The organism is Methylorubrum podarium (genome assembly GCF_022179745.1).
GTDB classification, from domain to species: Bacteria; Pseudomonadota; Alphaproteobacteria; order Rhizobiales; family Beijerinckiaceae; genus Methylobacterium; species Methylobacterium podarium.
On the sequence record NZ_BPRD01000471.1, the window covers coordinates 1 to 11,899 of the forward strand.

General features: G+C 71.4%; 14 protein-coding genes. 8 read left to right on the top strand and 6 right to left on the bottom strand.

Annotation, left to right across the window (positions count from 1 at the left end; all coding sequences use genetic code 11):
• A partial coding sequence (locus MFF42_RS21020) for a glutamine synthetase beta-grasp domain-containing protein (protein ID WP_238257496.1) occupies positions 1 to 163 on the bottom strand: 163 nt, incomplete at its 3' end.
• Between the two features lie 575 nt (positions 164 to 738).
• Here MFF42_RS21020 and MFF42_RS21025 point away from each other — a divergent pair.
• Positions 739 to 1,785: a glutamine synthetase beta-grasp domain-containing protein gene (locus MFF42_RS21025; RefSeq protein WP_238257485.1), complete on the top strand. Its 1,047-nt coding sequence runs from the start codon at positions 739 to 741 to the stop codon at positions 1,783 to 1,785.
• Between the two features lie 188 nt (positions 1,786 to 1,973).
• Here MFF42_RS21025 and MFF42_RS21030 read toward each other — a convergent pair whose 3' ends face one another.
• Positions 1,974 to 2,903: a glutaminase gene (locus tag MFF42_RS21030; RefSeq protein WP_238257486.1), complete on the bottom strand. Its 930-nt coding sequence runs from the start codon at positions 2,901 to 2,903 to the stop codon at positions 1,974 to 1,976.
• Between the two features lie 87 nt (positions 2,904 to 2,990).
• A complete protein-coding gene (locus MFF42_RS21035; RefSeq protein ID WP_009866062.1) occupies positions 2,991 to 3,329 on the bottom strand; it encodes a P-II family nitrogen regulator in 339 nt (112 codons plus the stop codon).
• Between the two features lie 184 nt (positions 3,330 to 3,513).
• Between MFF42_RS21035 and MFF42_RS21040 the strand changes: the two genes are divergently transcribed.
• Complete coding sequence (locus MFF42_RS21040) at positions 3,514 to 5,064, top strand: NAD(P)H-hydrate dehydratase (protein WP_238257487.1); 1,551 nt, start codon at positions 3,514 to 3,516, stop codon at positions 5,062 to 5,064.
• On the opposite strand, the gene MFF42_RS21045 is transcribed toward MFF42_RS21040, so the two are convergent.
• On the bottom strand, positions 5,031 to 6,431 hold the full coding sequence (locus tag MFF42_RS21045) for an amino acid permease (protein WP_238257488.1): 1,401 nt from the start codon (positions 6,429 to 6,431) through the stop codon (positions 5,031 to 5,033). The genes MFF42_RS21040 and MFF42_RS21045 overlap by 34 nt on opposite strands.
• A 222-nt stretch (positions 6,432 to 6,653) precedes the next feature.
• On the opposite strand from MFF42_RS21045, the gene MFF42_RS21050 reads away from it, so the two are divergent.
• From MFF42_RS21050 to modB, 4 genes are all read left to right on the top strand, one after another.
• Positions 6,654 to 6,872, top strand: coding sequence for a hypothetical protein (locus MFF42_RS21050; protein ID WP_238257489.1), 219 nt, complete (start codon positions 6,654 to 6,656; stop codon positions 6,870 to 6,872).
• Between the two features lie 232 nt (positions 6,873 to 7,104).
• Positions 7,105 to 7,338 carry a hypothetical protein gene (locus MFF42_RS21055; RefSeq protein WP_003605770.1) on the top strand — a complete coding sequence of 78 codons (234 nt, stop codon included), beginning with the start codon at positions 7,105 to 7,107 and terminating at the stop codon, positions 7,336 to 7,338.
• A gap of 5 nt (positions 7,339 to 7,343) precedes the next feature.
• Positions 7,344 to 7,586 carry a BrnA antitoxin family protein gene (locus MFF42_RS21060; RefSeq protein WP_238257490.1) on the top strand — a complete coding sequence of 81 codons (243 nt, stop codon included), beginning with the start codon at positions 7,344 to 7,346 and terminating at the stop codon, positions 7,584 to 7,586.
• 57 nt (positions 7,587 to 7,643) lie between these two features.
• Positions 7,644 to 8,357, top strand: a complete 714-nt coding sequence (modB, locus tag MFF42_RS21065) for a molybdate ABC transporter permease subunit (protein WP_238257491.1) — start codon at positions 7,644 to 7,646, stop codon at positions 8,355 to 8,357.
• A 25-nt stretch (positions 8,358 to 8,382) separates the two neighbouring features.
• On the opposite strand, the gene MFF42_RS21070 is transcribed toward modB, so the two are convergent.
• Positions 8,383 to 9,039: a glutathione S-transferase gene (locus tag MFF42_RS21070; protein ID WP_238257492.1), complete on the bottom strand. Its 657-nt coding sequence runs from the start codon at positions 9,037 to 9,039 to the stop codon at positions 8,383 to 8,385.
• Between the two features lie 100 nt (positions 9,040 to 9,139).
• On the opposite strand from MFF42_RS21070, the gene modC reads away from it, so the two are divergent.
• Complete coding sequence (modC, locus tag MFF42_RS21075; RefSeq protein ID WP_238257493.1) at positions 9,140 to 10,234, top strand: molybdenum ABC transporter ATP-binding protein; 1,095 nt, start codon at positions 9,140 to 9,142, stop codon at positions 10,232 to 10,234.
• 52 nt (positions 10,235 to 10,286) lie between these two features.
• On the opposite strand, the gene MFF42_RS21080 is transcribed toward modC, so the two are convergent.
• Positions 10,287 to 10,463, bottom strand: coding sequence for a hypothetical protein (locus MFF42_RS21080; RefSeq protein ID WP_238257494.1), 177 nt, complete (start codon positions 10,461 to 10,463; stop codon positions 10,287 to 10,289).
• Between the two features lie 561 nt (positions 10,464 to 11,024).
• On the opposite strand from MFF42_RS21080, the gene pdxA reads away from it, so the two are divergent.
• Positions 11,025 to 11,899 (top strand): 4-hydroxythreonine-4-phosphate dehydrogenase PdxA (pdxA, locus tag MFF42_RS21085; RefSeq protein ID WP_238257495.1); only part of this gene is annotated, 875 nt, incomplete at its 3' end.

An 11,899-nucleotide genomic window follows, 5' to 3' on the forward strand; every position in this document is an offset into this window, starting at 1 on the left:
ACGAGCCGTCGAACATCGTGCCGTCCTGGAAGATCTCGTCATCGACCAGGGAGACGTCGAAGGTCACGTGCTGCCACTTCCCGCGCGGGTCGGTGAAGCGGAAGTCGACGTACTTCACGTCGTTGTCCCTGATGGCCTTCAGCACATCGGCGGCCGTAGTCATGCTGTACGTCTCCTCGGCAAAGTCTGAGGGCGGGCGGTGAGCCATCCGCCGGGTCGGGGCGCCGGTCTAGCCGGTCCGTTCCTGCGGCGCGAGGGGCTGATCGGAAGAGCGGGAGATCTCGGAAGGGGCGGCGCGGCGTCCGCGGCGTCGTTCCTGATCCGGGTACCGGCCCCCTCTCGCACCCCCGGCCGGTCCTGCCGGCCGGCGCGGACGATATCGTCCGCGCTCCGCGGTTGCCACCCGTCGGAAGGCAAAAAATCCACGTGATCGCGGGACGTTCGCGGTGTTTCGTTTCCGATCGTGCCGCCGCGGCGGTCAATTTTGCCGCAGGATCGCCCATGACGATACTGCGACGATTGGCACGCGACGTGCTTAGGGCTGGCCGGAGCGTTCGCACGCATGCGGGCGCCCGGGGGTCGGGCTGGCGTCCTGCTCTTCACCGTGGATCGGCGTCTCGGATGCGGCGGGGTAGCTCCCTGCCGGACGCGCTCCGACGGGGAGGCAGGCTCTCAAAGGCGCCGGTTCCGGAAAAGGTTTCGTCAGGACACGGATCCTCAAGGTACGAGAGACTCGGAATGACCAAGTTTAAGCTCGAGTACATCTGGCTCGACGGCTACACGCCCACTCCGAACCTGCGCGGCAAGACGCAGATCAAGGAGTACGACAGCTTCCCGACCTTCGAGCAGCTCCCGCTCTGGGGCTTCGACGGCAGCTCGACGCAGCAGGCCGAGGGCTCGTCCTCCGACTGCGTGCTGAAGCCCGTGCGCCACTTCCCCGACCCGGCCCGCACCAACGGCGTGCTGGTGCTGTGCGAAGTGATGATGCCGGACGGCAAGACCCCGCACCCGTCGAACAAGCGCGCCACCGTGCTGGACGACGCCGGCGCCTGGTTCGGCTTCGAGCAGGAGTACTTCCTCTACAAGAACGGCCGCCCGCTCGGCTTCCCCGAGTCCGGCTACCCCGCCCCGCAGGGCCCGTACTATTGCGGCGTCGGCGCCTCGAATGTCGGCCCCGTGGCGCGCAAGATCGTCGAGGAGCATCTCGACCTCTGCCTCGCCGCCGGCATCAACCACGAGGGCATCAACGCCGAGGTGGCCAAGGGCCAGTGGGAGTTCCAGATCTTCGGCAAGGGCTCGAAGCGGGCCGCCGACGAGATGTGGATGGCGCGCTACCTGCTGCAGCGCCTGTGCGAGAGCTACGAGATCGACATCGAGTACCACTGCAAGCCGCTCGGCGACACCGACTGGAACGGCTCGGGCATGCACTGCAACTTCTCGACGACGTTCATGCGCGAGACCGGCGGCAAGGAGTATTTCGAGGCGGTCATGGCGGCCTTCGAGCGCAACCTCGACGACCACATCGCCGTCTACGGCCCCGACAACCACATGCGCCTGACCGGCAAGCACGAGACGGCGCCGTGGAACAAGTTCTCCTACGGCGTGGCCGACCGCGGCGCCTCGGTGCGCGTGCCCCACTCCTTCGTCAACAACGGCTACAAGGGCTACCTTGAGGACCGCCGTCCGAACTCCATGGGCGACCCCTACCAGATCGCCTCGCAGGTTCTGAAGACGATCTCCGAGGTTCCGCTTCCCGCCGAAGCGGCGCAGAAGGCCGTCGCGTAAGGACTTTCGAGGCCGAATATCAGGCTTGAGACAGGCCGCTCCCGCCGCCAGGCGGGGGCGGTTTTTTGTCGGGTCGCGTCACGCCGTCATCGCGAGGCGAAGCCGAACCGATCCAGGGCTCCGCATCATCCGGAGAGGTTGCGATCGGGATTGCTTCGGCTCCGCCTCGCAAAGGCGAAGCGTGAGCCTCACACCCCGAAGATCGACCACCCCGTCCGTTTCACCAGCATCTCCAGGGCGATGCGGCCGAGATGGGAGTTGCCCGCGGCGTCCAGCCCCGGCGACCAGACGCAGATCGAAGCACGCCCCGGCGCGACGGCCAGGATACCGCCGCCGACGCCGCTCTTGCCGGGCAGGCCGACGCGGTAGGCGAAGTCGCCCGAGCCGTCGTAGTGGCCGCAGGTGAGCATGATGGCGTTGATGCGCCGCGCCCGCTCGGACGAGATCACCGAGTGCCCGGCGAGCGGATGCTGGCCGGAATAGGCCAGGAACAGCCCGGCGGTGGCGAGCTGGCGGCAGCTCATGGCGATGGCGCAGTGGTGGAAGTAGACGCCGAGCGTGAAATCGACCGGATTCTCGATCACGCCGAACGAGCGCATGTAGTTGGCGAGCGCCGCGTTGCGGAAGCCCGTGCGCTTCTCGGAGGCCGCGACGCGCTCGTCGATGGCGATGCGGTCGTCCTGCGCCAGGAACTGCATGAAGCGCAGGATCTCGCCGAGTGCCTCCCGCGGCTGGTGGCCGGAGAGGATCACGTCGGTGACGGCGATGGCGCCCGCGTTGATGAAGGGATTGCGCGGGATGCCGTTCTCCCGCTCCAGCTGGACGATCGAGTTGAACGGGCTGCCCGAGGGCTCGCGGCCGACCCGGCGCCAGAGCCGATCGCCGACCATGCCGAGCGCGAGCGTCAGGGTGAAGACCTTGGAGATGCTCTGGATCGAGAAGGGGATGTCGGCGTCGCCCCCGGCCGCGACCCGGCCGTCGCCGTCGATGACGACGAGGCCGAAGGCCTGCGGATCGACGCGGGCGAGTTCAGGGATGTAGCTCGCCACCGTGCCGCGGTCGGGCCGGGCCCGCATCTCCTCGGCGATGTCTTTGACGATGCGGTCGAGATCGGGCACGGCGTCGCTCGGCTACGGCGCTTTCTCTCGAAGCGCGGACGCGCCCGGCCCTTCACGAAGCGGGCCAGGAGAACGGGGCCGTCGGGGTCAGATCGCGTCGGAACCGGTCTCGCCGGTGCGGATGCGGATGGCTTCCTCGATCGTCGAAACGAAGATCTTGCCGTCGCCGATACGGCCGGTCTGGGCCGACTTGCGGATCGCTTCGACGGCGCCTTCGACGAGGGCGTCGGAGAGCACGATCTCCAGCTTCACCTTCGGCAGGAAGTCCACGACGTACTCGGCGCCGCGGTAGAGTTCGGTGTGGCCCTTCTGGCGGCCAAACCCCTTCGCCTCGATCACGGTGATGCCCTGCAGGCCGACCTCCTGGAGGGCTTCCTTCACCTCGTCGAGCTTGAACGGCTTGATGATCGCCTCGATCTTCTTCATCCGGAAAAGCCCGATCCGCCTAGTCCTTCGATCCGCCAATTATGTACCATCGCCGCTCCGCGACCGCCACGGCGATTTGGATGGCCCGGCCGGTTAGTTGCGCACGGAATGTGCAAACCAAGCGGAATATGTAGGCATTCGCGCCGAAACGGATGAATTTTCGGGCAGACCGTGAGCCAGTTGCATGCATGAACCGGTAAAATCCCCGAGGATCGCGGATCGGCTGCTCACCGTTGAGGCGATGCGGCGGGTCGATGCCGCCGCGATCGCGGGCGGGATCTCGGGACTGACCCTGATGGAGGCGGCGGGCGCCGCCGTCGCGGCGCGAGCCCGCGCCCTGGTGCCGGAGGGCGGGCGGATCCTCGTCCTGTGCGGCCCCGGCAACAACGGCGGCGACGGCTTCGTCGCCGCCCGCCTGCTCGGAGAAGCCGGCTACCGGATCGATCTGCGCCTGCTCGGCGAGCGCGCCGCGCTCAAGGGCGACGCGGCGCTCGCGGCCGGCGCTTGGACCGGTCCGGTCGGCGCGGCGGAGGCCGAGATCCCGGCGGCCGACCTCGTGATCGACGCCCTCTTCGGTGCCGGCCTCAGCCGCAATCTCGACGGCCTGGCCCGCGCCCTGGTGGAGGCCGTGAACCGCTCGGGCGTTCCCGTGCTGGCCGTGGACGTGCCGAGCGGCATCGACGGCGACAGCGGCGCCGTGCGCGGGCTCGCCGTCGCGGCGACCGAGACGGTGACCTTCGTCGCGCTCAAGCCCGGCCACCTGCTCCAGCCCGGCCGCAGCCATTGCGGCGCCCTGCACGTCGCCGAGATCGGCACGGGCGAGGCCGCCCTCGCCGCCGGCATCGCCGGGGAGGCCCGCGCGCTGTCTCGCAACGCCCCCGGCCTGTGGACGCTGCCGCGTCTCACCGCCGGCAGCCACAAATACACCCGCGGCCACGCCCTGGTGCTGTCGGGCCCGGCCTACCGCACCGGCGCGGCCCGGCTCGCCGCCCGCGGGGCGCTGCGGGTCGGCGCGGGCCTCGTCACCGTAGCCTCGCCCGCCTCGGCGCTGGCGGAGAACGCCGCCCACCTCACCGCGATCATGCTGCGGGCCTGCGAGGATGCCGACGACCTCGACGACATGCTGGCCGACGAGCGGCTGAACGCGCTGCTCCTCGGCCCCGGCCTCGGCACCGGCCCGGCCACCTGCGACCTCGTCGCGGTGGCGGCGAATGCCGGCCGCGCCCTGGTGCTCGACGCCGACGCGCTCACGAGCTTCCGCAGCGAGGTGCGCACGCTGGCCCGCCACATCCGCGACGGCGAGGCGCGGGCGGTGCTCACGCCGCACGAGGGCGAGTTCGCGCGGCTGTTCTCCGGCACCGAGGCGGTGGCGGAGGTGCTGACCAAGACCGAGCGGACGGCGCGGGCAGCGGAGATCGCCGGGGCGGTGGTGGTGCTCAAGGGGGCCGACACGGTGATCGCGGCGCCCGACGGGCGCGCGGCGATCAACGATCACGGCACGCCGCATCTCGGCACCGCCGGCTCCGGCGACGTGCTCGGCGGCCTCGTCGCCGGGCTGCTGGCGCAGGGAATGGAGCCGTTCGAGGCGGCCTGCGCCGCCGTCTGGCTCCACGGCGATGCGGGGTTGCGGTTCGGGCCGGGGCTCATCGCCGAGGATCTGCCGGAGATGATGCCGGCCGTGTTGCGCGACCTCGCCGCCGATCAGCCCGCGACGACCGCGTTCCGGCGGCCGTAGAGGGCGTAGATCACCAGTCCGAGGACGTTCCAGACCACGAACCAGAGCTGGGTCGTCGCGGGCAGGCTGAAGAACAGATACCCGCATCCGACAATCGCGGCCGGGCCGACGAGCCAGGGGGCCGGCGCGCGGAAGGTGCGGGGGGCATCGGGCGCGCGCACGCGCATGACCAGCATGCACGCCGCGACCGCGATGAACGCCGCGAGCGTCCCGGCATTGGCGAGCGCCGCGAGTTCCCCCAGCGGGACGAGCCCGGCGAGCACGATCACGACGGCCGCGGTGAAGAGGGTGATCCGCACCGGCGTGCCGGCGGACGAGACGCTGGCGAGGCTCTGCGGCAGCATCCCGTCGCGGGCCATGGTGAAGAAGATGCGGCTCTGCCCGTAGAAGAAGGCGAGGATGACGGTCGGCAGCGCGATCACGGCCGAGGCGGCGAGATACTGCGCCGCGAGCGGCCGGCCGAGTTCGCGCAGGATCAGCGCCAGCGGGTCCGGGCTGTCGGCGAACCGGGTGTAGGACACGGCGCCCACCGCGGCGACCGCGACGGCGACGTAGATCAGGACGCAGGCCGCCATCGATCCGACGATGCCGATCGTCAGGTCGCGCCCCGGATTGCGCGTCTCCTCCGCGGCGGTGGCGATGGCGTCGAAGCCGTAGAAGGCGAAGAAGATGATCGCGGCCGCGGCCATGATGCCGCGCTCGACCCCGTCGGCCCCCACGCTCTTGGAGAAGCCGTAGGGATCGAACGGTTCGAGATGGGCGGCATCGAAGGCCGGCAGCGCGAGGGCGACGAAGACGACGAGCGCGGCGATCTTCACCAGAACAAGGGCGGCGTTGACCGTGGCGCTCTCCCGCGTGCCGCGCAGGAGCAGCACGGCGACGAGGACGATGATGCCGATCGCGGGGAGGTTGACGATACCGCCGGCATCCGGCGCCTGCATCAGCGCCCTGGGAACTCCGAAAAGGCCCTCCAGCAGGGGCGCGGCGTAGCCGGACCAGCCGACGGCCACCGCGCTCACGACGAGCGAGTATTCGAGGATCAGGCTCCAGCCGATGATCCAGGCCAGCAACTCGCCGAGCACGACGTAGCTGTAGGTGTAGGCGCTGCCCGAGACCGGGATCATCGTCGCCATCTCGGCATAGGCGAGCGCGGCGCAGGCGCAGATCGCCCCGGCGATGGCGAACGACAGGATCACCGCCGGCCCGGCCTTGGCCGCCCCGACGCCGATGAGCGTGAGGATGCCGGTCCCGACGATCGCGCCGACACCGAGCGCCACGAGATGGGGCCAGCTCAGCGTGCGGGCGAGCCGCCGCTCTTCGCCGGGCTCCCGGTGCAAGGGCTTGCGGCGAAGAAGGCTGGACGTCATTCGGGCTCCTGTCGCGCGGTTGTACGGGAGCACCGGCACGCGCGAAAGTCACATCCTCTCGCTCGTCCCCGCGCGGGCGCCGCCGGCCGCTCGGCGCTAGAGCATCGTCCTGGATATCGGATCCAGGACGATGCTCGAGCCTTTTGTTTTGCATCGTCTTTTCCGAAAGCCGGCGGCCACCTTTCGGGACGATGCTCTATGCAGCGGGCAACGGGAGGATGCATGCCGGTCTTCGTTCTCAAGGGCGCCCATCGCGCGGCCGACGGCCAGATCGGGCCTCCGCTGTTCGAGGAGACGATCACCGCGGCCAGCCCGAGCGAGGCCGTGCGTCTCGCCAACGCGCAGGATCTCTCGACCAAGGACGAGCGGGCGAACGCCCTCTGGCTCGTCGACGCGCAGGGCATCCTGCACTGGTCCCTCCGGCGCGCCGACCGGGAGTGACCGGGACTGACCGTGACCCGCGCCGTGACCCGCGCGAACAGCGGGGGAAAACCGGCCCCGCTCCCGCCGAATTGGTCTTTGCCGGCGCTTTCGTGCTAAGCCCGGAGGCAGCAATCCTCGACGGTCCCGCTCGGGGGTTTTTGCCGTCCCACGCCCGATCCCTTCCGCGTCGGGACGCAGCGTGCCGCCGCCGGGACTTCACGCGGCGCGCGTTCTCGCCGAAAGAACTTTTATGAGCGACGACATCGACGCCAAGACCCGCGCAGCGGAGCGCGCCGAGCGGGCCGAGCGCATGGCCCGTGAGGGCCAGCAGGCCATGGCCGAGCATCTGGCTGCGGTGAAGGCCGTGGACGAGCGCACCGTGCGCCTGCGGGCCCTGCGGCTCGCCAAGGAAGCCGAGGAGGCCGCGGAGCGCGCCGCCAATCCCCCCGCGCCCAAGCGCGGCCGCAAGAAGGCGACGGCCTGAACCCCATGGCGATCGACCGTACCCGCCGCCCGAGCGATCCCCGTCAAGCGGCCGAGGCCGCCTTCCGGGCGGTGACGCGCAAGACTCCCGAGGCCGCGCCGGAGGCGCCCAGGGCGCCGGTCATTCCCGGCACGCGCGAGACCGTGTCCCTGCGCCTCGACCGGGCGGTGCTCGAGCACTTCCAGAAGGACGGTCCCGGCTGGCAGGACCGCATCAACGCCGCCCTCAAGGCCGCCGCCGGCCTGTGAGGGCGAGGCCCGGCGGATGACCGCGCCCGTCCCGCCCGCTCCTCCGGGGAGGGCGCCGTGAGCGGCCCCTCCGACTGGCTCGGCCTCAGCCCCGACGAGACGACGGCCCTCCTCCTGTCCCTGCGCATCGCCTCCGTGGCGACGCTGGCGAGCCTGCCGCCGGGCCTGCTGGTGGCGTGGCTGCTGGCGCGGCGGCGCTTTCCCGGCCACGCCCTGCTCGACGGCCTCGTCCACCTGCCGCTGATCCTGCCGCCGGTGGTGACGGGCTACCTGCTGCTGCTCGCCTTCGGCCGGCGCGGGGTGTTCGGCGCGTGGCTCGCCGAGATCGGCCTCGTGTTCTCGTTCCGCTGGACCGGCGCGGCGCTCGCCTGCGCGGTGATGGGATTTCCGCTGATGGTGCGGGCGATGCGCCTGTCGATCGAGGCGGTGGACCGGCGGCTGGAACAGGCGGCGGCGACGCTGGGGGCCGCGCCGCCGCTGGTGTTCCTGAGCGTGACCCTGCCGCTCAGCCTGCCCGGCATCCTCGCGGGCGCGGTGCTCGCCTTCGCCAAGGCGATGGGCGAGTTCGGCGCGACGATCACCTTCGTCTCCAACATCCCCGGCGAGACCCAGACCCTGCCCTCAGCGATCTACACCCTCACCCAGGTGCCGGGCGGGGAGGCGGGCGCGCTGCGCCTCACCCTGATCTCGGTCGCGGTCTCGATGCTGGCGCTCGTCGCCTCGGAGGCGCTGGCGCGGCGGATGAGCCGGCGGATCGGGGCGGGGGCGTGACGGGCGCCCCGGTCGCCCGTCCCCGTCACGCGTAGGCGTAGGGCCCGCCCCGCTCCAGCGCCCGCCGGTAGGCCGGCCGCGCGTGGATCCGGGCCAGCCAATCCGTCACCCGCGGCCCCGCTCCCGTGCCGCGGGCGGAAAAGGCTTCGAGGGGAAAGCTCATCATGATGTCGGCGGCGGTGAAGTCGCTCCCGCAGAAATACGGGCGCTCGGCGAGTTCCGCCTCCCAGAAGGCGGCATGGCGGCGCAGCTCCGGATCGACGAAGCCGCCCGTCACCCGGGCGGCGATCGCCCGCACGAGCGGGCGCAGCAGGGCGGGACTCCCCGGTGCGAGCCGCGCGAACACCAGCTTCAGCAGGAGCGGCGGCATCGCCGAGCCCTCGGCGTAGTGCAGGGTGTAGGTGTAGCGGTCCCGCTCCGGCGTCCCCGGCGGCGGCACCAGGGCGCCGCCGGCGCGGGCCGTCAGGAATTCGACGATGGCGCCGGTCTCCGCCACCACCCGGCCGTCCGCCTCGACCACCGGCGACTTGCCCAGCGGATGCACCGCGCGAAGCGCCCGCGGCGCCAGCATCGTCGCGGGATCGCGCGGGTAGCGCGTCACCGTGTAGTCGAGCCCCAGTTCCTCGAGCAGCCACAGCACCCGCTGCGAGCGGCTGTTCTCCAGATGGTGGACGGTGATCATCGCGCGCCTTTTTCGATCCTGCGCCGACAACGCGGCGGGCGCCCCTTGTCTCCGTACCGGCTTTTCTGAGATGCCGGCCGGATGGTTTCGGGAAGGCCGCATGACCATCGACGTCGACGTGTCCCTCCGCCGCGACGGTTTCAGCCTCGACGTCGCCTTCCGCGCGGGCGCCGGGCTCACCGCCCTGTTCGGCCGCTCCGGCTCGGGCAAGACCACGGTGATCGACCTGATCGCCGGGCTGACCCGGCCGGAGCGCGGGCGCATCACCATCGACGGCACGGTGCTGCTCGACACGGGCCGCGGCATCCGCGTGCCGGTGCACCGGCGGCGGATCGGCTGCGTGTTCCAGGAGGCGCGGCTGATGCCGCATCTCAGCGTGCGGCAGAACCTGCGCTTCGGCCGCGTCTTCTCCCGCGGCGCGGGCGGGCCGGATCTCGATGCGGTCGCCGACCTGCTCGGCATCGGCCCGCTGCTGGAGCGGCGCCCCGCCGGCCTGTCCGGGGGCGAGCGGCAGCGGGTGGCGATCGGCCGGGCCCTGCTCGCACGGCCCCGGCTCCTGCTGATGGACGAGCCGCTCTCGGCCCTCGACGAGGCCCGCAAGCGCGAGATCCTGCCCTATATCGAGCGCCTGCGCGACGAGGCGGGGTTGCCGATCGTCTATGTCAGCCACTCGGTGGCGGAGGTGGCCCGCCTCGCCTCCACCGTGGTGGTGCTGGAGGCCGGCCGCGTGGCGGCGAGCGGCCCGGTCGATGCCGTGCTGCGCCGCTCCGACCTGATCCCCGATCGTGCCGAGGCCGGCAGCGTGCTCGCCATGCGGGTCGAGCGCCACGACCCGGAGGCCGGGCTGACGCGCCTGACCGGCCCGGCCGGCCCCCTCGACCTGCCGCTGATCGACGCCCCCGAGGGCCGCCGCCTGAACCTGCGGGTGCCCGCCCGCGACGTGCTGCTGGCGCTGGCGCGGCCCGAGGGTCTGAGCGCCCGCAACGTCCTGCCGGGCCGGGTCGCCGCCCTGCGGGAGGAGGGGACCGCCTGCCTCGTCGAGGTGACCTGCGGGGAGGCGACGCTCGCCGCCCGCCTCACCCGCGCCTCCGCCCGCGACCTCGGGCTCGCGGTCGGGCGCCCGGTCTTCGCCATCGTGAAGAGCGTCGCGCTCGATGCCGGAGGCGCACCGGGGGGCGGGCGGATCGAGATCTGAAGCATCGTTCCGGCACCGATATCGGTCCGATGCTCGGGCCTGCCGAAGCTCCTCAGAATTCGGGATCGTAGTCGTCGGCGATCGGCGGGGTCGCCTTCGGCTTCACCGGCCAGGAATCGGCGATGGCGCTCGGCGCGGCCCGCGTCTGCGGCGGGTAGGACAGCACCGAGAACCAGAAGGCCGCGGTCGCGACGGCGAAGGCCGCCAGGAAGACGTTGAGAGCACGCATCGATGATGCTCCTTGAGCAGATCGCTCCAATGTGTGGCCGTCCGTCCCGCGTGCGGGTGCCGCTGCACACACTTTCGCCCGGCTCGGGCGCAGGCGATGGTCCCTCCGATCGGCGACGATCGGCCCGGCCGTCAGGCTCAGAGAATGATCTTGCCAGATCGGCCGGAAAGAAGAAAGGCGCATTCGACGCGCATTTCGCGATGATTTGCCAGCTTAGTGAGGTTCTCCGCAGGTGCGAAGACGCACATCGTTCAGGATTTTCTTTCGCCGATCGCCGGAGACACTGTTGTAATTCTGCATTCAATATGCACTTTGCGGATCACTCCTCCCAAGGGGTACCGATCTCGACCTGCCCCGCGCCTTCACAGGCTGCGGGGCTTTTTGTTCAGGTGCCGCCCGCCCCGTTCGAGGAGGCGTGAGGGTCGGGTCTCCCGTCGCGGCGCGGCGGCCTCGAAGACCTCGTCCGGAAGGGTGTCCGGCGCGCCGGCCCTGCATCGCCGCCGCCCGAACCGCGCCCCGAAACCCCTCTGCGCCGGGCGAAATCGCGCTATAAGCCGGCCCATGGCCTCCGACGACAGACCGCTCGCCCTCACCCTCGGCGATCCTTCCGGGATCGGGCCGGAGATCGCGCTCGCCGCGTGGCGGCTGCGGCGCGAGCGGGCGGTGCCGCCGTTCCAGCTCATCGGCGATCCCGCCTTCCTGGAAGCCACCGCCTACCGGCTCGGCCTGTCGGTGCCGGTGGCCGAGGTCGAGCCCGACGACGCGGTCGAGGTGTTTCCCCGCGCCCTGCCGGTGCTGCCGCTGCCGAGCGGGGCGACCGTCACCGCCACGCCCGGCGCGCCGGATTCGGCCAATGCCGGGGCCGTCGTCGAGTCGATCACCGCCGCCGTCGATCTGGTGCGTGCCGGCGTGGCCTCGGCGATCGTGACCAACCCCATCGCCAAGTTCGTGCTGACCCGGGTCGGCTTCGCCCATCCGGGGCATACCGAGTTCCTGGCGGCTCTCGCCGCCAGGGAAGGCCGCGAGCCGCCGCTGCCGGTGATGATGCTGTGGAGCGACACCCTCGCCGTCGTGCCGGTGACGATCCACGTCGCCCTGCGCCGGGTGCCGGACCTGCTGACGCAGGACCTCGTCGAGCGCACCGCCCGCATCGTCCACGCCGACCTGCGCGCCCGCTTCGGTCTGGACACCCCCCGTCTCGTCCTGTCGGGCCTCAACCCGCATGCCGGCGAATCCGGCACCATGGGCACCGAGGACCGCGACGTGCTGGCCCCCGCTGTCGCCGCGCTCCGCAGCGAGGGCATCGACATCCGCGGGCCGCTGCCGGCCGATACCCTGTTCCACGAGCGGGCGCGGGCGACCTACGACGTGGCGCTCACCCCCACCCACGATCAGGCGCTGATCCCGATCAAGACGCTCGCCTTCGACGAGGGCGT